Origin of the sequence: Segeticoccus rhizosphaerae (assembly GCF_005222685.1) — a bacterium.
Lineage (GTDB): Bacteria > Actinomycetota > Actinomycetes > Actinomycetales > Dermatophilaceae > Segeticoccus > Segeticoccus rhizosphaerae.
The window spans coordinates 62963-81815 of the sequence record NZ_SWMA01000015.1 but is presented as its reverse complement, the minus strand read 5'-3'; the positions used below and the strand labels follow the sequence as shown (position 1 = coordinate 81815).

At 71.0% G+C, this 18853-nt stretch carries 18 protein-coding genes, 2 tRNA genes and 1 pseudogene; 11 read left to right on the top strand and 10 right to left on the bottom strand.

Annotation, left to right across the window (positions count from 1 at the left end; translation table 11 throughout):
• Positions 1–230: 230 nt before the first annotated feature.
• Genes FCN22_RS11975 through guaD form a run of 4 tightly spaced genes read left to right on the top strand, consistent with a single transcriptional unit; the run spans position 231 to position 6220 of the window.
• Positions 231–1676, top strand: coding sequence for a xanthine dehydrogenase small subunit (locus FCN22_RS11975; protein ID WP_137121782.1), 1446 nt, complete (start codon positions 231–233; stop codon positions 1674–1676).
• Positions 1673–4078: a xanthine dehydrogenase molybdopterin binding subunit gene (xdhB, locus tag FCN22_RS11970; protein WP_137121781.1), complete on the top strand. Its 2406-nt coding sequence runs from the start codon at positions 1673–1675 to the stop codon at positions 4076–4078. Before FCN22_RS11975 ends, xdhB begins: the two co-directional genes overlap by 4 nt.
• Before the next feature lies 1 nt (position 4079).
• Positions 4080–4901 carry a xanthine dehydrogenase accessory protein XdhC gene (gene xdhC, locus FCN22_RS11965; RefSeq protein ID WP_137121780.1) on the top strand — a complete coding sequence of 274 codons (822 nt, stop codon included), beginning with the start codon at positions 4080–4082 and terminating at the stop codon, positions 4899–4901.
• Positions 4898–6220, top strand: coding sequence for a guanine deaminase (gene guaD, locus FCN22_RS11960; RefSeq protein WP_137121779.1), 1323 nt, complete (start codon positions 4898–4900; stop codon positions 6218–6220). Before xdhC ends, guaD begins: the two co-directional genes overlap by 4 nt.
• Before the next feature lie 20 nt (positions 6221–6240).
• On the opposite strand, the gene FCN22_RS11955 is transcribed toward guaD, so the two are convergent.
• Positions 6241–6699 (bottom strand): Lrp/AsnC family transcriptional regulator, encoded by a 459-nt coding sequence (locus FCN22_RS11955; protein ID WP_137121778.1) that lies wholly within the window; start codon positions 6697–6699, stop codon positions 6241–6243.
• Between the two features lie 109 nt (positions 6700–6808).
• On the opposite strand from FCN22_RS11955, the gene FCN22_RS11950 reads away from it, so the two are divergent.
• On the top strand, positions 6809–7423 hold the full coding sequence (locus FCN22_RS11950) for a LysE family translocator (protein ID WP_137121777.1): 615 nt from the start codon (positions 6809–6811) through the stop codon (positions 7421–7423).
• Between the two features lie 92 nt (positions 7424–7515).
• Here the strand turns inward: FCN22_RS11950 and FCN22_RS11945 are convergent.
• The 3 genes from FCN22_RS11945 to FCN22_RS11935 form a co-directional block, all read right to left on the bottom strand.
• Positions 7516–7592: transfer RNA gene (locus tag FCN22_RS11945), tRNA-Asp, on the bottom strand.
• A gap of 22 nt (positions 7593–7614) precedes the next feature.
• Positions 7615–7687, bottom strand: a tRNA-Glu gene (locus FCN22_RS11940).
• Between the two features lie 117 nt (positions 7688–7804).
• Positions 7805–8830, bottom strand: coding sequence for a PHP domain-containing protein (locus tag FCN22_RS11935; protein ID WP_137121776.1), 1026 nt, complete (start codon positions 8828–8830; stop codon positions 7805–7807).
• Positions 8831–8981: 151 nt separating this feature from the next.
• Here FCN22_RS11935 and FCN22_RS11930 point away from each other — a divergent pair, with 151 nt between their 5' ends.
• The 3 genes from FCN22_RS11930 to FCN22_RS11920 all read left to right on the top strand — a co-directional run bounded on the left by FCN22_RS11930 (position 8982) and on the right by FCN22_RS11920 (position 11622).
• Positions 8982–9578, top strand: coding sequence for an ArsR/SmtB family transcription factor (locus FCN22_RS11930; RefSeq protein WP_162308193.1), 597 nt, complete (start codon positions 8982–8984; stop codon positions 9576–9578).
• Positions 9575–10987: an MFS transporter gene (locus tag FCN22_RS11925; RefSeq protein WP_202911547.1), complete on the top strand. Its 1413-nt coding sequence runs from the start codon at positions 9575–9577 to the stop codon at positions 10985–10987. Before FCN22_RS11930 ends, FCN22_RS11925 begins: the two co-directional genes overlap by 4 nt.
• 74 nt (positions 10988–11061) lie before the next feature.
• Positions 11062–11622, top strand: a complete 561-nt coding sequence (locus FCN22_RS11920; RefSeq protein ID WP_137121774.1) for an SDR family oxidoreductase — start codon at positions 11062–11064, stop codon at positions 11620–11622.
• Positions 11623–11717: 95 nt separating this feature from the next.
• Here FCN22_RS11920 and FCN22_RS11915 read toward each other — a convergent pair whose 3' ends face one another.
• From FCN22_RS11915 to FCN22_RS22820, 3 genes and pseudogenes are all read right to left on the bottom strand, one after another.
• The gene (locus FCN22_RS11915; protein WP_137121773.1) at positions 11718–12254 is read right to left on the bottom strand and encodes a maleylpyruvate isomerase family mycothiol-dependent enzyme; all 537 of its coding nucleotides are present in this window, start codon (positions 12252–12254) and stop codon (positions 11718–11720) included.
• Between the two features lie 41 nt (positions 12255–12295).
• Positions 12296–12505, bottom strand: coding sequence for a hypothetical protein (locus FCN22_RS22230; RefSeq protein WP_238384696.1), 210 nt, complete (start codon positions 12503–12505; stop codon positions 12296–12298).
• A gap of 32 nt (positions 12506–12537) precedes the next feature.
• Positions 12538–12663: pseudogene (locus FCN22_RS22820) on the bottom strand (SDR family NAD(P)-dependent oxidoreductase); the annotation flags it as partial.
• Positions 12664–12746: 83 nt separating this feature from the next.
• Between FCN22_RS22820 and mgrA the strand changes: the two are divergent.
• Positions 12747–13775, top strand: a complete 1029-nt coding sequence (gene mgrA, locus FCN22_RS11905; RefSeq protein WP_137121771.1) for an L-glyceraldehyde 3-phosphate reductase — start codon at positions 12747–12749, stop codon at positions 13773–13775.
• Here the strand turns inward: mgrA and FCN22_RS11900 are convergent.
• On the bottom strand, positions 13764–15038 hold the full coding sequence (locus FCN22_RS11900) for an MFS transporter (protein WP_202911546.1): 1275 nt from the start codon (positions 15036–15038) through the stop codon (positions 13764–13766). The two genes, mgrA and FCN22_RS11900, sit on opposite strands and share 12 nt — an antisense overlap.
• A gap of 163 nt (positions 15039–15201) precedes the next feature.
• Between FCN22_RS11900 and FCN22_RS11895 the strand changes: the two genes are divergently transcribed.
• Positions 15202–16035: a M55 family metallopeptidase gene (locus FCN22_RS11895; RefSeq protein WP_137121769.1), complete on the top strand. Its 834-nt coding sequence runs from the start codon at positions 15202–15204 to the stop codon at positions 16033–16035.
• Positions 16036–16058: 23 nt separating this feature from the next.
• Positions 16059–16970, top strand: a complete 912-nt coding sequence (locus tag FCN22_RS11890; protein ID WP_137121768.1) for an isoaspartyl peptidase/L-asparaginase family protein — start codon at positions 16059–16061, stop codon at positions 16968–16970.
• Positions 16971–17012: 42 nt separating this feature from the next.
• On the opposite strand, the gene pdxY is transcribed toward FCN22_RS11890, so the two are convergent.
• Both pdxY and FCN22_RS11880 read right to left on the bottom strand, forming a co-directional pair.
• Positions 17013–17867, bottom strand: a complete 855-nt coding sequence (pdxY, locus tag FCN22_RS11885; protein ID WP_137121767.1) for a pyridoxal kinase PdxY — start codon at positions 17865–17867, stop codon at positions 17013–17015.
• A gap of 50 nt (positions 17868–17917) precedes the next feature.
• On the bottom strand, positions 17918–18844 hold the full coding sequence (locus tag FCN22_RS11880; protein ID WP_137121766.1) for a universal stress protein: 927 nt from the start codon (positions 18842–18844) through the stop codon (positions 17918–17920).
• Positions 18845–18853: the final 9 nt, after the last annotated feature.

Genomic DNA, 18853 nt, shown 5'->3' with positions numbered 1-18853 from the left:
CACGCTCGACCCGCGGCACCGGCGGAGGCGCACCCCGCCACACCGACGGAGTCGTCGCCAAATCGCTGGCCGCGGGCCGGGAGGGCAGGTAGCGTCGGCGGCACGCCGCCGCGCTGTTCGGCATGGATAACCAGCTCGGCGACTTCTTCCTCGCAACCATGCCCCCTCGCGCCTGTGCAGGACGCCGTGAGGGGCAGATGATGGCACCAGGGCGGCGAAGGAGCTCGACCATGGATCCTCGGCAGGCAACCGTCAACGGGCGGGCGCTCACCCTCGAGGGCGCGTCCGCGCACACCACGGCGCTGGACTGGTTGCGCGACCACGGCCTCACCGGTGCCAAGGAGGGCTGCGCGGAGGGCGAGTGCGGGGCCTGCGCCGTGCTCGTGGCCCGACCCGACGGGCAGGGCGGCACGATGTGGACCGCGGTCAACGCCTGCCTGGTGCCCGCCGCGACGCTCGACGGGCAGGAGCTGGTCACCTCCGAGGGGCTGGCCGACGCCGACGACCTGCACCCGGTCCAGCAGGAGATGGCCCTCCGGGGCGGGTCGCAGTGCGGCTACTGCACGCCCGGGTTCGTCTGCAGCATGGCCGCCGAGTACTACCGCTCGGACCGGCAGCCCACGGGCGAGGGCGGTCACGAGAGCGAGCGCGGCCCCAACGGTTTCGACCTGCACGCCCTCTCCGGCAACCTGTGCCGCTGCACCGGCTACCGCCCCATCCGCGACGCCGCGTATGCCGTGGGCTCACCAACGCCGGACGACCCCTTCGCACGTCGCCGCGAGCGCCCTGCCCCCATCGCTCGGCCGACGCGGTTCGCGGGCCCGGACGGTGAGTTCGTCCGTCCGGCAGATCTGTCCGAGGCTCTCGCGCTGTTGGCCTCGCGCCCGGAGGCGACGGTTGTCGCGGGTGCCAGCGACTGGGGGGTCGACGTCAACCTCCGCGGCAGCCGCAGCGCTCTGGTCGTCGCCGTCGACCGGCTGGAGGAGTTGCGCACCTTCGAGGTCGGCGCGCAAGCCATCGAGCTCGGTGCGGGCCTGACTCTTTCCGAGATCGAACGCTATCTCGCCGGCCGGATTCCCCTGCTGGACCAGATGTTTCCGCAGTTCGCCTCCCGGTTGATCCGCAACGGGGCCACCCTCGGGGGCAATCTCGGCACCGGGAGCCCGATCGGCGACGCCCCGCCGGCACTGCTCGCGCTCGACGCGACCGTCGTGCTCGCGTCGAGCCGGGGGGAGCGTGAGGTGCCCCTCACGGCATACTTCACCGGCTATCGCCGCAGCGCTCGGCGGCCCGACGAGCTGATCCGCGCGGTCCGGATTCCCTTGCCGCTGGCCCAGATCACCGCGTTCCACAAGATCGCCAAACGCCGGTTCGACGACATCTCGAGCGTCGCGGTCGGCTACGCACTCGATGTCGGTGATGGGGTTGTCGCGCGGGCCAGCATCGGCCTCGGCGGCGTCGCCGCCACCCCGATCCGCGCCTTGGAAACGGAAGCGGCACTGGTCGGCAGGCCATGGGACGAGGCCACCGTCCGGCGGGCCGCCGAGGTGATGGCGGCCGAGGGCACGCCCCTGGACGACCACCGTGCCAGCGCCCGCTACCGCGCGGCCGTGCTCGGCCAGTCGCTGCTGCGGATCCACGCCGAGAGCACCACGCCCCAGGAGGTCGGATCATGAGCCAGCTTTCCGAACGCCCGGTCAACCCGGTCGTGGGCGTGGAGGTGCCGCACGAGAGCGCGCGGCTGCACGTCACCGGCGCCGCCCTCTACACCGATGACCTCGTCGCGCGCACCCAGGGCCCGCTGCACGCCTACCCAGTCCAGTCCTGCCGCGCCCACGCACGCATCACCCGGTTGCGCACCGGGCCGGCCCTCGAAGTGCCCGGTGTGGTGCGGGTGCTCACCGCCGCCGACGTCCCGGGAGCGAACGACTCCGGCGTCAGCCACGACGAGCCGCTCTTCCCGTCCGAGGTCATGTACTACGGCCAGACCGTCTGTTGGGTGCTGGGCGAGACGCTCGAGGGTGCGCGGCTCGGCGCAGCGACCGTCGAGGTCGAGCTCGAACCCCTTCCCTCGCTGGTCACCCTCTCCGAGGCGATCGCCGCGGAGAGCTTCCAGGGCGCCGAGCCCACCGTGCAGCGGGGTGACGCCGAGGCCGGCCTGGCCCGCTCGACCCACGTCTTCCGCGGCGAGTTCGAGTTCGCCGGGCAGGAGCACTTCTACCTCGAGACCCAGGCCGCGCTCGCCTTCGTCGAGGACGGCGGGCAGGTGTTCATCCAGAGCAGCACGCAGCACCCGACGGAGACCCAGGAGATCGTCGCCCACGTCCTCGGCCTGCGCAGCCACGAGGTCACCGTGCAGTGCCTGCGCATGGGCGGCGGCTTCGGCGGCAAGGAGATGCAACCGCACGGGTATGCCGCCATCGCGGCTCTGGGTGCGACGCTCACCGGCCGCCCGGTGCGGGTTCGGCTCAACCGCAACCAGGACCTCACGCTGTGCGGGAAGCGGCACGGCTTCCACAGCACGTGGGAAGCGGGCTTCGACGACGACGGCCGGATCCAGGCGCTGCGCGCGACTCTCACCGCGGACGGTGGCTGGAGCATGGACCTGTCCCAGCCGGTGCTGGCGCGGGCGCTGTGCCACGTCGACAACGCCTACTGGGTGCCCGACATCGAGGTGCACGGCCGGATCGCCAGGACCAACAAGACCTCCCAGACCGCGTTCCGCGGATTCGGCGGCCCGCAGGGCATGCTCGTCCTCGAGAACATCCTCGGGGAGGTGGCGCCGCGGTTCGGGCTGAGCGGTGAGCAGATCCGCGAACGCAACTTCTACAGGCCGGGGCAGTGCACGCCATACGGGCAAGTCGTGCGACACGCCGAGCGAATGGGCAAGATCTGGACCCAGGTGCTGCGTGAGGGTGACTACGAGTCGCGGCTCGTCGAGGTGGCGGCCTTCAACGCGGCACACCCCCACACCAAGCGGGGACTCGCGGCGACACCGGTGAAGTTCGGGATCTCTTTCAACCTCACCGCCTTCAACCAGGCCGGCGCGCTCGTGCTGGTGTACAAGGACGGCTCGGTGCTGATCAACCACGGCGGCACGGAGATGGGACAGGGCCTGCACACCAAGATGCTGCAGGTCGCGGCGACCGCCCTCGGGGTGCCGCTCTCGGCCGTCCGGCTCGCACCCACCCGCACCGACAAGGTGCCCAACACCTCTGCCACCGCAGCGAGCTCGGGCGCCGATCTCAACGGCGGCGCGGTCAAGGATGCCTGCGAGCAGATCCGGGGCAGGCTTGCCACGGTGGCGGCCGGGGTGCTCGCCGTGCCGCCGCAGGACGTGCGGTTCACCGACGGCCGGGTGCACGGTCTCGGCAGCAGCCACGAGCCGCTGGAGTGGGCCGACCTGGTCTCGCTGGCCTACCTGCAGCGGGTCCAGCTGTCGGCGGCCGGCTACTACCGCACCGAGGGACTACACTGGGACAGCACGAGATTCAGGGGTGAGCCGTTCAAGTACTTCGCCTACGGCGCTGCCCTGGCCGAGGTCGAGGTGGACGGCTTCACCGGTGCCTACCGGACCCGTCGGGTCGACATCGTGCACGACGTCGGCGACACGCTCTCGCCGCTGGTCGACCTCGGCCAGATCGAGGGTGGGTTCGTGCAGGGCGCCGGGTGGCTGACCCTCGAGGACCTGCGCTGGGACGACAGCGACGGGGCCACGCGTGGCAGGCTGGCGACCCAGGCCGCGAGCACCTACAAGCTGCCGAGCTTCTCGGAGATGCCCGAGGAGTTCAACGTCACGCTGTTCGCCGACGCGGCCGAGGACGGCGCCGTCTACGGGTCCAAGGCCGTCGGCGAGCCGCCGCTCATGCTGGCGTTCTGCGTGCGGGAGGCGTTGCGGGGCGCCGCCGCCGCGTTCGGGCCGACCGGGCAGACGGTGCACCTCGCCTCGCCGGCCACCCCCGAGGCGGTCTACTGGGCGTTGGATGCGGCGCGCTGCGCCGACTCGGACGGCGGTCGTGCCCGGCAGGACCTGCACCCGCGGGCCGGCCGGACGCCCGCGCTGGCGATGGAGACCTGAGGTGCACTGGCTGCAGGCGGTCGAAAGGCTGCGTCGCGACCGCGAGGCGGGCGTCCTCGTCACGCTCATCGAGGTGCGCGGGCACGCGCCTCGTCGCGCCGGGGCCAAGATGGTCGTGGGCGCCGAGCAGGTCTGGGACACCGTCGGCGGCGGCAACCTCGAGGCGACTGTCGTCGAGCGGGCGCGCGAGATGCTCGCCGCGGGCGCCCGCGACCCCGAACAGCTGGAGCTCGGGCTGAGCGACAAGGCGCCGAGCCGGCACGGGCAACAATGCTGCGGCGGCGAGGTCACTGTGCTGCTCGAACCGCTGCGCGTGGTGCCTGCGGTCGCCGTCTTCGGGGTCGGACACGTCGGGCTCGAGCTGGCCAGGATCCTCGCCCGGCACGACGTCGAGCTGCACCTGGTCGACAGCCGGGCGGCCCAGGTCTCCGACGAGCGCCTCGCCGTCCTCGCCGACGCCACCGCTCAGGTGCACGTCCACCACTCGCCCGTGCCCGAGCTCGTCCTGGGGCAGGTGCCGCGCGGCACGCACGTGCTGATCATGACCCACGACCACGCCGAGGACGCAGCCCTGTGCGACGTGGCGCTGCGCTGCGCCCACCTGGGCTCGATCGGGCTGATCGGGTCGCCCGCGAAGTGGAGCCGGTTCCGCGGGCGGCTGCTCGAGGAGGGCCACGGCGAGGCCGACCTGGCCCGGATCACCACTCCGATCGGCTCGCCGGGCATCACCGGCAAGGACCCGGCGACCATTGCCGTGAGCGTGGCGGCAGAGCTGGTCCGGGTGTTCGAGGCGGACCGCGCGAGCAGTGGGGTGCGGCGATGACGCTCTACCGTGCCCGCGTCCTCGACACCCCCGACGACCCGTTCACCGGCGGCGAGCTGCGCGCCGACGACGATGCCGGGCTGGTCGTCCGTGACGGGCAGATCGTGGCCCGGGGCGCCTATGCCCAGGTGCGTGGAGACCATCCGGAGGACCACGTCGTCGACCTGCGGGACGGCATACTGCTGCCGGGGTTCGTCGACACCCACGTCCACTTCCCGCAGGTCAGGGTGATCGGCGGCCTGGGGATGCCGTTGCTCCGGTGGCTGGACGAGCGCGCCCTGCCCGAGGAGGCTCGGCTGGCCGACCCTGCCTACGCGCGAAGCGTGGCAGCCGAGTTCGTGCGGGGGCTGGTCGAGGCGGGGACGACCACGGCGCTGGTCTTCGGCGCGCACTTCGCCCCGGCGGTCGACGAGGTCTTCGCGGAGGCCGCGCGGGTGGGGTTGCGGATCACCAGCGGCCTCGTGGTGAGCGACCGGCTGCTGCGACCGTCGGAGCTGCTGACCTCTCCGGACCGGGCCTATGAACTCTCGTGCGAGCTCGCCGGCAGGTGGCACGGCGTCGGGCGCGCACGTTACGCCGTGACCCCGCGGTTCTCCTACTCCGCCACGGACGACCTGCTCGACGCGTGCGCCTCCGTGCTGAAGGACGTGCCCGGGTCGTGGTTCACCTCGCACGTCAACGAGAACCTTGCGGAGATCGCCCGGGTGGCCGAGCTGTTCGACGACGCGCACGACTACGTCGACACCTACGACCGGCACGGTCTCGTCGGGCGACGGTCCGTGTTCGCGCACAACGTGCATCCGACCGACCGCGAGCTGTCGATCCTCGGGGCCGAGGGCGCCACGGTGGCGCACTGCCCGTCCAGCAACGCGTCCCTCGGCAGCGGGTTGTTCCCCCTGCGGCGCCACCTCGAGCACGGCGTGCGGGTCGCGCTCGGTTCCGACGTGGGCGGTGGCACCGGGTTCTCGCTCCTCAAGGAGGGGCTGCAGGCCTATTTCGCGCAGCAGCTGATGGGCGAGGAGGGTATGCCGTTGGGCCCGGTGCACCTGCTGCACCTGGCCACCGCCGCGGGCGCGGCGGGTCTCGGCCTGGCTGACCAGGTCGGAGACCTGGGCGTCGGCAAGCAGTTCGACGCGGTCTGGGTGAGCGCGGCTGAAGGGAGCACCCTCGACGTCGGGCTCCGGCACGCTCGGGACGCCGAGAACGCGTTGGCCACGGTGTTCGCGCTCGGTGGGGTGGCCGACATCGCGGCAGTGTGGATCGCGGGGGAGCCGGTGCACCGGCCTCGGCAGCGCACCGGCCTGCGCCTGGGGGCCTGACTCCCTCCGCAGCCGTCGGCTCAGGCTCGGGTGGGGAGCGCGCGCGGTTCGACGACCTGCTTCATCACGATGGTGGAGGTCAGTCGTTGGACACCCGGCAGGAGCGCGAGCTGGTCGTCCTCGATGTGCTGGTAGCTCGCAATGTCCGCGGCCGCGACCCGCAGCAGGTAGTCGGGGTCGCCGAACAGGCGCTGGGCCTGCGTCACCGCGGGGATCTCGCGCACGGCCTCCTCGAACGCCAGCAGAGTCCGCCTGTCCTCCTGCCTCATGGTGACCGACACCAGGACCTCGAATCCGAGGCCGACGGCGGCGGGGTCGAGCACCGCGCGGTAGCCGCGGATCGTCCCGCTGCTCTCGAGCTCGCGCAGCCTGCGGTGGCAGGGCGACAGGCTCAGGCCCACCCGGTCTGCGAGCTCGGTGATGGTCAGCCGGCCGTTCTCCTGGACCTCCGCAAGGATCTGTTGATCAATCGCGTCCATGGCGGAGATTCTTCCATGGAATGAGTGGGTCGAGGCTGAACTCGCAAACAGTTCGGGGCACAGTGCGCCTATCTTCTCAAGAGGCGGTGAAGTGGGAAGGGATGTTGTGATGGCGGTCGCATCGGTGCTCGCGTTCTGGGGGACGGCGCTGCTGCTGATAGTCGCCCCGGGACCGGACTGGGCCTTCACGCTTGACTCCGCGTTGCAGGAGCGCTCGGTGCTGGCCGCCCCCGCCGGGCTCACGCTGGGCTACACCGCCATGACGCTGGTGGTGGCTGCCGGGCTCGGCACCGTGCTCGCGGACTCCCCGGTGGCACTGACGGTCCTGTCGGTGGGAGGGGGTCTCTACCTGATGTGGCTCGGCGCCACAGGCCTGGCCGGTCACCGCCCGCCGGCCTCGCGGGGCCGATCACTCGGCTCCGATCACGCCGCCGTGCTCTCCGGAGTCGGCGTCAGTGGGCTGAACCCGAAGGCGCTGCTGATCTTCGTGGCGCTGCTGCCGCAGTTCGTCGACCCGTCCCGGGGTTGGCCCCTGGCGGTCCAGTTGACCCTGCTGGGCCTGCTGTTCACGGTGACGTGCGCACTGTTCTACCTGTGCCTGGGCGCCTTGGCGCGCCGGGCGTTCGTGTCCCGGCCCGGCGCAGCGCGGGTCGTGAGCCTCCTCTCGGGACTGTCGATGCTGCTGATCGGCGGCGCCCTCGTGGTGGAGCGACTGATCGCCTGACCGAAGAGGACGGGCAAGGTGAGGGGGCGTGGCGGGTCGGCGACACCCTGAGACGGGTGTGGCCCGCAGACCTGGTGATCTGCGGGCCATGGTGGCGACCCCGACCGGGCTCGAACCGGCGACCTCCGCCGTGACAGGGCGGCGCGCTAACCAACTGCGCTACGGGGCCTTGGGTAAGGCCTTGAACTGCGTATCCCCAACGGGATTCGAACCCGTGCTACCGCCGTGAAAGGGCGGGGTCCTAGGCCGCTAGACGATGGGGACCAGGAACGACATACTCGATCAGGCCCCTCGCCGCCAGCGAGCAGCAGCTCGGATCCGTCGAGGACTCCGAAAGCATAGGGGACACCCCGACGAAACTCCAAAGCGGCTGCTGCGTGGCTACCCGGGGTTCGCCCAGGCCAGCAGCCGGTCGCGCTCCCACGTGTTGACCACCCGTTCGGCCGGCACGCCGAGCTGCTGTGCCCGCGCGCACCCGTAGTCGAGGAAGTCGAGTTGTCCGGGGGCGTGCGCGTCGGTGTCGATGGAGAACAGGCAGCCCTGCTCCAGCGCCAGCGAGATCAGCTCGTCCGGTGGGTCTCGCCGCTCGGGCCTGGAGTTGATCTCGACCGCGACGTCGTGCTCGGCACAGGCCGCGAACACCGCCCCGGCGTCGAAGTCGCTGCGGCCGCGGATGCCGCGTTCGCCGTCGACGAGCTGCCCCGTGCAGTGGCCGAGCACATTGGTGCGCGGGTTCTGGACCGCCGCGACCATCCGCCGGGTCATCGCCGCCTTGGCCATCTTGAGCTTGGAGTGCACCGAGGCCACCCGCACGTCCAGCCTGGCCAGCATGTCGTCGGTCTGGTCGAGGCTGCCGTCGTCGAGGACGTCGACCTCGATGCCCTTGAGCAGGGTGAAGCTGCCGTCCAGGTGCTTGTTGATCGCGTCGATGACGCCGAGCTGCCTGGTCAGGCGCGCGGAATCGAGCCCGTTGGCGACCTTGAGCCGCGGCGAGTGGTCGGTGAGTACCTGGTAGTCGTGGCCCAACTCGATGGCGGTCATGACCATCTCCTCGATCGGCGAACCGCCGTCGGACCAGTCCGAGTGCGAGTGCAGGTCCCCGCGCAGGGCCGCTCGCAGCTCCTCACCGCCGGTGGCCAGCGGTCCTCTCGACTTCTCCTCGAGCGACTGCAGGTATGCCGGGTGCTCACCCGCGAGGGCCTGCTCGATGACCGCTGCGGTCGCCTTGCCGACCCCCGGAAGGTCGCCGAGGGTTCCGGCCTCGGCGCGGCTGCGCAATTCGTCGGGCTCGGTGTCGGCGACCGTCTGGGCCGCTCCGCGGAACGCCTTGACCCGGTAGGTGCCGGCGCGGGAGCGCTCGAGCAGGAAGGCGATCCGGCGCAGCGCGTCGAACGGTTCGAGAGCCATGGCCCGACGCTACCCGCCCCCGCGGGCTCCCCGTTGACCACCGCCCACGAGCGGGGTGGCTCACAGAGAATCCTGTGGTTCGCGGGGGTCGCCAAGAGAAATGTGCAAAGAGGCTTGTGCAAAGAAACCTTTGCGTTCTACCGTAAGGCGCATGTCACCGACACCTCCCCCAAAGGCGTGGCACCCTGACCCGGAACGCGACGTGGTGCTCAACCACACCGTCCTGCGCGCCCTCTCGCACCCGATGCGCAACCAGCTCCTGGGTCTGTTGCGCCGCTTCGGCCCCTCGACCGCCACCGGTCTCGCCCAGCGACTGGGCGTCAACAGTGGTGCGACGAGCTACCACCTGCGCCAGCTCGCCGACGCCGGCCTCATCGTCGAGGCCGAAGGGCACCGCAGTGGTCGCGAGCGGTGGTGGAGCTCGGCACACCGGGGCACCTACTTCGACCAGGACCTGTTCGAGGAGGAGCCCGAGCTCGCCAACGCCTACCTGCGAGGCAATGCGCAGGTCTACGCCGAGTCGATGCTGCGCTACATCGACGAGATCCCGTCGCTGCCCAAGGCGTGGCAGCGTGCCGCCGAGATGTCGGACTTCGCCTTCCACCTCACGCCGAGCCAGCTGACCCAGATGCTCGACGAGGTCAGAGCGGTGCTGGGCAGGTACCGCACCGAGGACGACGGTCCGCACCCCCGCGGGTCACGGCCGGTGACGGTGCAGCTGCAGGCCTTCCCCAGGGAGGGGCAGTGAACCGCGGAGTCGGCGCCAGCCCACCAGCGGGGGGTGAGCAGGACACGCAGCGCCGACGAGGGCGACCAACCAGCCAGGGTGGCGCCGAGGGACGGAACCGGACCCCGCTGTGGGCGTTCCTCGCGGCCAACGTGGTCTCCATCTCGGGCACCCGCGTCAGCGCGATCGCCATCCCCTGGCTGGTGCTCACCACCACCGGGTCGGCGACCAAGACCGGCCTGGTCGTGGTCTTCGAGATGACCCCGCTGGTCATCACCAAGGCGCTCGGCGGCCCGATCATCGACCGCATCGGACCGCGCCGCGTGAGCGTGGTCGCTGACCTCGCCAGCGCCGTCCTGGTCGGGCTCGTCCCGCTGTTGCACGTGCTCGGGCTGCTGAGCTTCCCGGCACTGCTGGGGCTCGTGGCTCTCGCCGGCGCTGCGCGCGGACCCTCGGACGCAGCCAAGGGCACCCTCGTCCCCGACATCGCCGAACAGGCTCGCGTGCCGATCGAGCGCGTGACCGGGCTCGAGAGCAGCACCGACCGCACAGCCACGATCATCGGACCGGCCGTGGCCGGCGTGATCATCGCCCTCGTGGGGGCCGCGAACGCCCTCGTCATCGACGCCGCGTCCTTCGCGGTCTGCGCGATGCTCATCGGACTCTGGGGACCGGCACGTCACCTCGACGAGACGGACGACGACGCACCACCCGAGACCTACCGGCGGCAGCTGCGCAGTGGCTGGGACTTCCTGGTCCACGAGCCGCTCATGCGCAGCATCACGGCGATGATCTTCGCGACCAACCTCCTCGACATGGCCTTCATGTCGGTGCTGCTGCCGGTGTGGATCATGGACCACGGCTACGGCACGACCCAGATCGGCCTGATCGGCTCGGTCTTCGGCGTGACCGCCACGATCGGGGCACTGCTCGCGGCCGCACTAGGCGAGCGGCTGCCACGTCGGATCACCTATCTCGTGGCGTTCGCGATCGCGGGTTGCCCGCGGTTCATCGCCCTCGCGCTGGGCGCCCCGATCTGGCTGATCCTCGGCATCTGTGCCGTCGGGGGCTTCGGCGCCGGCTTCATCAATCCCATCATCGGCGCGATCTACATCTCGCGGATCCCGCGGCCGCTGCTCGGCCGGGTGGGTTCGCTTGCCGAGTCGATGGCGTGGGCCGGGATGCCGCTCGGTGGCATCGCGGCCGGCGGGGCCGTTGCCGTGGTCGGTCTCGCGCCCGCTCTGCTCCTCGCCGGTGGCATCTACTTCCTCGCGACGACCCTGCCCGGCCTGCTGCCGCAGTGGAAGGAGATGGACGAGCGCCGCACCCCAACGCCGCCCCCGGCCGGGCACGGCTTCCCCGAGCCGGCTGGGGTCCCGGACCCCGAGAGCGCTCTCGGCGTGGGTGTCCGGTCAGACGGGATCGCCTGATCCCGAGCGGCGCGGTCCGGCTTCGCGGTCGAATCGGCTTGCGATGACGTCGTGCTGGGGTGAGACTCGCCGGCATGAGCACCGACCGTCCGATCGCCCTGGTGACCGGAGTGGGCCGCACCGCCGGAATCGGCGCGGCCGTCGCCCTGCGACTCGCCTCCGACGGCTGGGACGTCGCCACCACCTACTGGGCAGCGTATGACGACCGGATGCCTTGGGGACGTCAGGTCGCCGACGTCGACGAAGTCGGAGCAGCCCTGCGCGACAACGGCGCTCGCTCCCTCAGCGTCTCGGCGGACTTCGAACGCCCTGAGGCTCCCGCAGAGGTGTTCGACCAGGTGGAGCGTGACCTGGGACCCGTGACCGCGCTCGTCATGTGCCACTGCGAGTCGGTGGACTCGTCCCTCCTCGACACGAGCGTGGAGAGCTTCGATCGGCACAACGTGGTCAACCCCGGGCCGGTCGACACCGGCTGGATGAGCGACGAGCTGCGTGAGCAGATCGCTGCCGCCCAGCCGCGGGGGCGCGGTGGCCGGCCCAGCGACACCGCAGCCCTCGTGTCATTCCTCTGCTCGTCCGAGGGCGAGTGGATCAACGGTCAGCTGCTGCACAGTGACGGAGGCCTGCACGCCTGACGACCCGTCGGTCAGGGAGGGCCCTCCAGAGGCGCTTGGCGGAGGAGTCGTCCAGCCCGGAGAGCACCTGCTCGGCGGCGACCGCTAGATCGGCCTCACGTGACCCGGCCGAGCAGGTGCAGGGCATGGAGCCAGGGATCGGAGTCGTCTCCGTCCACGACAGGGGCGAACGGGGCGTCCACGGGGCGCTGCGTCGGGACCAGTTGCGCCTGGCGGGCGACGAGGTCCACGAGGGCGGGGGCGGGGCGGTGGGGAGGGCCGGTGATGTCCCAGGTGTGCACGACCGTGTCGAGTGTCTGGAACCCCAGCACCGCCTCGCCGGTGTGCCGCGTCTCCGGCCGCACCTCGACGAGGCGGATCCGGTCGGCCGGTGACGTGGCGGCCTGGCGGAGGGTGTCCACCGATTGCGCCCACTGGTCCACCGTCCGCGGGGCGTAGGCGTCCTGCGGCGCGTCACCGTCCGCGAGGGCAGCGGCGAACCCGAAGTTCTGGCCGGTCATGTGCTCGACGAGCTTGCGGACGCTCCAGCCGGCGCAGCGGCTGTCTCGGCCCCAGTCGGAGGAGTCGAGCGCGTCGATGACGGTGGTCGCGTCGTCGAGCGCCTGTCGATGGAGATCGCGGATCGAGGTCACGCTTCATCATGCCTCCCGTCGAGCGACGGGGGGCAAGGCTTTTAGCTCACGAGAGAACTCCGGAACTGCCGGCGCATCGCGGCATCCCAGACGCGGTCGCCGCCGAACCGGCGCAACGCGATCAGCGCGCGTGCCATCGGCGTGATGACGTAGCGGCTGCGCGGGTGCTCGGCCTCCAGGGCCTTGAGCACGACGCTCGCCACGCGCTCCGGGGTCGAGGCCCGCAGCGCGCTCGCGTAGGTGCGCGCCATGCGAGGACCCGGCAGCCCCTGTCGGCGAGGCGGGCCAACGTCTCGGCTCTGCGGGCAGTCGCGTAGACGTTGTGGCCCGCCCGCACGAGCAGCTCGGCGGTGGCCGCGTCGATGCCCGAAGAACAGCCGGTGATCAACACAGGAGAGGACGCTGCCATCCCTCCACTGTGACAGGTGGCGCCGCGCTGCCCAGCCCTTCCTATGCTGGCCGCGTTGGCCGGCCCTTCCTATGCTGAGGGTCATGAAGAGCTACGAGGCAGCCGAGGACCGTTACGAGTCGATGCAGTACCGCCGGTGTGGCGCGAGCGGGCTGCAGCTCCCCGCCATCTCGCTGGGCCTGTGGCACAACTTCGGCAACGACAAGTCGATCGACACCCAGCGCGACATCCTACGTCGCGCCTTCGACCTCGGCATCACCCACTTCGACCTCGCCAACAACTACGGACCGCCCTACGGTGAGGCGGAGCGCAACTTCGGCCGGTTCCTGCACGAGGACTTCGGGCCCTACCGCAACGAGTTGGTCATCTCGACCAAGGCGGGCTGGGACATGTGGCCGGGTCCCTACGGCATCGGCGGCTCGAGGAAGTACCTGCTGTCCTCGCTCAACGACTCCCTGCACCGGATGGGTCTGGACTACGTCGACATCTTCTACAGCCACCGGGCCGACCACGAGACTCCCGTCGAGGAGACGATGATGGCCCTCGACCAGGCGGTCCGGTCGGGCAAGGCGCTGTATGCCGGGATCTCGTCCTACTCGGCGAAGCGCACCAAGGAGGCCGCCACCATCGCGCGCGACCTCGGCACCCCGCTGCTTATCCACCAGCCGTCCTACTCCATGCTCAACCGCTGGATCGAGCAGGACCTGTTCGACGAGCTGGAACGGCAGGGCATGGGGTGCATCGTCTTCTCGCCGCTCGCGCAGGGGCTCCTCACGGACCGCTACCTCGACGGCATACCCGAGGATTCCCGTGCGGCGCAGGGGAAGTCGCTGCTTCCGGAGCACTTGGACGAGTCAGTCCTCAAGCACGTCCGGGCACTCAACGAGATCGCCGGGCAGCGCGGTCAGAAGCTGGCGCAGATGGCATTGGCGTGGTGCCTGCGGGACCCGCGCGTGACCTCGACCCTGATCGGCGCCTCGTCGGTCGAACAGCTCGAGACCAATGTCGCTGCGCTCCAGGGCCCGAGGTTCACGGACGAGGAGCTCGCGGCGATCGACCAGGACGCGGTCGAGTGCGGCATCAACCTGTGGGCCGAGTCCTCACAGGACTGAGCCTTGTCCGGTCACCGGCCCCGGTCGCTCGGGGGCGGTGCCCGGCCCCACGGGTGCCGTGTCCTGCTCGCGCCGCAAGGTGCTCGCGGCTGCGAGCGTGAGCAGTGTTGCGAGCGCTCCGGCGGCCACCGTCACCGCAAAGGCCGGCGTCTGCCCGCCCCAGTCGGCGAGCCTGCCGGCGATGCTCGATCCCACCGCGTAGCCGAGGCCGGTGGTCGCCGCCAGGGCGGTCATCGCGGCGCCGGTGCGTGACTGCGGGGTGATCCGCTCGGCGAGCGTGAAGACGCTGATCATGTAGGGCGCGATGGTCACCCCGAGGACCGCGAGTGCGGGAGCCAGCGTCTTCAGGCTGTCGACGAGCAGCAGAGGGGTCGACAGCACGAGCAGACCGAGCGCGAAGACTCGCAGCCGGCTCTCGTAGGCGAACCAGTCGGGCAGCCGCACCACGCACAGCCCGGCTGCGACGCTGCCGACGCCGAGCAGGGCATGCAGCAGCCCGGTGAGCCCCGGCACACCGGCGTTGGTGGCCAGCACCGAGGTCGCGGTCTGGACCGAGCCGAAGACCGTGCCCACGATGAGCTGGGCGACGACCAGCACGAGCAGTGCCGGGGTGAACAGCCGTCCCGCAGCCTGCCGGGGCGGCTGGTGCGCCCGGGTGAGGGTTGCTGTGGGGTGCAGGGCGAAGAGGGTGCCGAAGACGGCGAGCAGGACCGCGGCGGCGATCAACGCGGCGGCCGGGGCGACGAGGGCCGTGGCGATGCCGACCAGCGCCGGACCGAGGACGAAGGACGCCTCGTCGGCGGCACCCTCGTAGGAGAACGCCGCGTCGACCAGGCGACGCTGCTCCGTCCCCGTCTCACGGGTGATCGGGCGCCATCGCACCCGGGCCAGTGGACCGACCTGCGGCATCATCAGGCCCGCTCCCGCCGCGACGGCAGCCTGCACCGGCCACGCCACCTCCAGGTGCGCGAGGACGACGAGGGCGACGAGCCCTGCCGCGCCGGCGACGGACTGGACGAGCACCACCGGTCGCTGGCCGACCCGGTCGGCCAGCGATCCCGCGACCGGGGCGCCGGCCGCGTTGGCCATGGCGAGCGCTCCTGCGGACGCACCGCCGGCGCCGTAGCTGCCTGTCGAACCGGCCACCAGCAGCAGGGTGCCGAGCTGGCTCATGGCCAGTGGCAGCCGTCCGAGGAAGGCGATGAGGACATAGAGGGGGCCGGAGAGGGAGAACAACCGGCGGTAGGACGCGACGGGCGACACGTTGACGGAACTCCAGGGACGTGGATGGGCGCGTCTTCCCACCCAACAGACGCGTGTGTAGCCCTTAGCGTCCGCCAGTCTACCGGCTGTTTCGTCGCGAACGTGACGGCACGGCATACGCTCGGACTCGTTCGACCCGGGACCAGCCGCGAGAGGAGAGCCGATGAGGGTCTACCTGTCCTTCGACTTCGAGGGAGTGGCCGGCATCGTCGACTGGTCACAGTGTCGACCGGGCGGCGAGGGCTACGAGATCGGCTGTCGGCTCGTGCTCGGCGAGGTCAACGCCGCGATCGAGGGCGCGTGTGCGGGCGGCGCGACCGAGATGGTCGTCAACGACGCCCACGGCGCGATGCACAACCTGGACCCTGCCGCGCTCGCGGGGCGGGCGACCTACGTCTCGGGCCGGCACAAACCCCTCTACATGATGGAGGGGCTTGACGAGTCATTCGACGTGGTCTTCTTCATCGGCTACCACGGCTCGATCTCCGGCCGTTCCTCGACGCTGTCGCACACCTACAACCCCGAGGTGTTCAGCGAGGCCCGGGTCAACGGACAGCTCGTGGGGGAGAGCGGTATCAACGCCCTGGTGGCGGCGCACTTCGGCGTCCCGATCGGGCTCGTGACCGGGGACGCGGTCACCCAGCAGGAGACCGCGCCGTTCGCTCCGTCGGCGGTCCAGGTGGTCACCAAGGAGTCGGCCACCCGGTTCGCCGCGGCAAACCTCCACCCCGAGGACGCGCGTGAGCTGATCCACGACGCGGCCAGGGCCGCGGCCGAGCGGGCCCGCGCGGAGGAGCTCGAGGTGCCGCCGATCGCGACGCCGGTGCGGCTGGACCTCATGGTGCAGACGGCCGACATGGCAGAGGTCGGCAGCTGGGTCAAGGGTGCCGAACGGATCGACACCCGGGTGATCCGCATCGAGACCAACGACCTGCTCGCGGCGTTCCGGTCGTTCGTGGCCGTCAACTACCTGACCCGTCAGGCAGGTGGGAGATGACCAATCCCCAGGAAAGGCAACCCATGCAGTCATTCCACCTGTCTCCCACCGGCGGGCCCGCCCTGGTGATCCACGGCGGGGCAGGCGCGTGGTCGAGTGAGCTCAGCCTCGAGGCGTCCGGCAGCTACCAGAGCGGGCTGGCCGACGCCGTGGCGGCGGGAGCCGATGTGCTGGGTCGTGGGGGCACCGCCCTCGATGCGGTGACGGCGGCGGTCGTCAGCCTCGAGGACAACCCGCTGTTCAACGCCGGACGCGGGGCCTCCCTCACCACGGCCGGCACGGCCGAGCACGACGCCGCGGTGATGGACCACGAGGGCCGTGCCGGCGCGATCGCGGTGAGCCGGTGCGCCCGCAACCCGGTGCTGGTGGCTCGCGCCGTGATGCAGCGCACACCGCACGCGTTCATCGTCGGGCCGAGCGCGGACGCGGTGCGGGGGTGGGGGCTGGAGACCGCGGAGCCGGACTACTTCGTCACGCCCGCGCGCCAGAGGCAGCTGGAGGACGTGCTGGCTGCCCGCACCGAGGCGTCACGGTCCGGCACGGTCGGTGCGGTCGCGGTCGACGGACGCGGGCGCGTGGCCGCGGCCACGTCCACGGGTGGCATGGTCGGTCAGAGCGAGGGCCGGGTCGGCGACTCACCGGTCATCGGGGCGGGCACCTACGCTCGCGGCGACACGGCGGCGATCTCGTGCACGGGGGAGGGTGAGGCCTACCTGCAGGGAGTCGTGGCCCACGACATCGTCAGCCGCATGCGGTATGCCGGGTCGTCGCTGGAGCAGGCAGTCACCGCGACGTATGACGTGGAGCTGGAGTCGCGTTCGGCCACGGGCGGCACGATCGCCGTGACCCCGGCCGGTGAGGTGCTGATTGCGCACAACAGCCCCGCCATGTTCGCCGGTTACTGGAATCCGGCAGGCACGCGCGTCTTCGCCTGAGGCCTGCCGGTCGCGGTTTCGACAGACGGTTACCGCTGCAGGTCACCGCACGGGGGTGACGTTGAACTGCATGCGAGGGTGGGCGATGGCTTCTTGCGCCTGCACCAGCTGCAGCTCGCGCCGGCCAGAGTCCAGAGTCGTCTGCAGGATGTCGAAGATCGAGGACACGGTGCGGCCCAGCGCTTCGTCGAGGCGGCCCGTCTCGAGGTGGTGAGCAGTGAAGAGCGCGGCCGTGACGTCACCGGACCCGTTGGCCTTCAAGGGAAGCAGGGGTGTCTGGACGATCCAGGCTTCCTCGCCGTCGGCCGCCAGCATCTCGATGGTGCCTTCGGGCGCGTCCGGCCGCATCAGACTGGTCACCAGCACCGTCCGCGGGCCCATGTCCCGCGCGGCGCGGATCGAGGCGAGCGTCTCGTCGATCGTGTGGGGATCGGTCTCGGTGAGGAAGCCGAGCTCGAACTGGTTCGGGGTGATCAGGTCGGCGTGCGGCACGACGCTCCTGCGCAACAGGACCGGGATATCGGGGTGGACGAAGCAACCGCTCTTGGCGTTGCCCATCACCGGGTCACAGGCGTAGATGGCCGCCGGGTTGGCCGCCTTGACCTCAGCCACCGCGTCGATGATGACGCCACCGATCTCCGTCCCGCCCTGGTAGCCGGACAGGACGGCGTCGATCTCCGGCAGGGCCCCACGCTCGCCCACGCCGGCGATGACGTCGCGCACGTCCTGCGCTGGTAGGACGGGACCGCGCCACCTGCCGTAGCCGGTGTGGTTGCTGAAGTGAACGGTGTTCACGGGCCACACCTCGACGCCGATGCGCTGCAGGGGAAAGACCGCAGCGCCGTTGCCGACGTGGCCGTAGGCGACCGAGGACTGGATGGAGAGGATCGTCGTCACGGGGTGGATCCTCCCACGCCCGTGCTCGGCGGCCCGCAGCAAAGGGTGGCTCAGCGCACCACCGCGACCGACGAGCTGGCGCGATGGAGCACACAGCGGCTGACCGACCCGAGCAGCAGTCGCTGGAAGCCACCGAGGCCACGGGCGCCCACCACGACGAGCTCGGCGTCGGCGGAGCCGTGGACCAGCGCATCGACCGGTCGGTCGTTGACCGCTTCCGCCGTCACCTCCAGGCCCGGGTGGGCGCGCCTGACCTGCTCGGCAGCGGTCGCGGCCACCTTCTCCGCCTGAGCTGCCATGGTCTGCTCCCACTCCTGCAGGACGTTGGCCTCCCAGTAGACCGACTCCCAACCCATGACCGGCGCCTCCTGCCAAGCAGCGACCACGTGTAGCGGTGCGTGTCGTCTGGCGGCGAAGGCCGCGGCATACTCGACAGCCTTGTCCGAAGAGCTCGACCCGTCGACGCCGGCAATGACGCCGCGCGGTGCAGGTCGCGGACCGGGCGCGCCGCGGACGACGACAACCGTGCAGCGGGCATGGGTGACCGTGGCAACCGACACCGATCCGAGCAGCGCACTGGTCACGGCACCACGGCCGCGGTGCCCGACGACGACCGCCGCTGCAGTCTCGGACGCCTTCGTGAGGGCCGAACCGGCGTTGTCATTGACGATCTGGCTGGTCACCCTGGACCGGTCCAGGGTCTTGGCGGCCAGCAGCTCGGCCTCGTGGCGTGCGCCCTCCACAGCAGCCACGAGCGGTTGTGGCACTCCCGGAGCCAGGTCACCCGACTGCGCGATCCAGGCGGGATAGAACGCGGCGAGGACGATGTGCAGGTCTGCATCCAGCAGGTTCGCCTCGGCCGCTGCCCACGCCACCGCCTCTCCTGCGGGCGGCGATCCGTCGAAGCCGACGACGAGGTGACGTGTCTGGGGCAGCGACCCCTCGCGGGCGATCCGGCTCGGGTCAGGGGTGGTCATCTGGTCGGT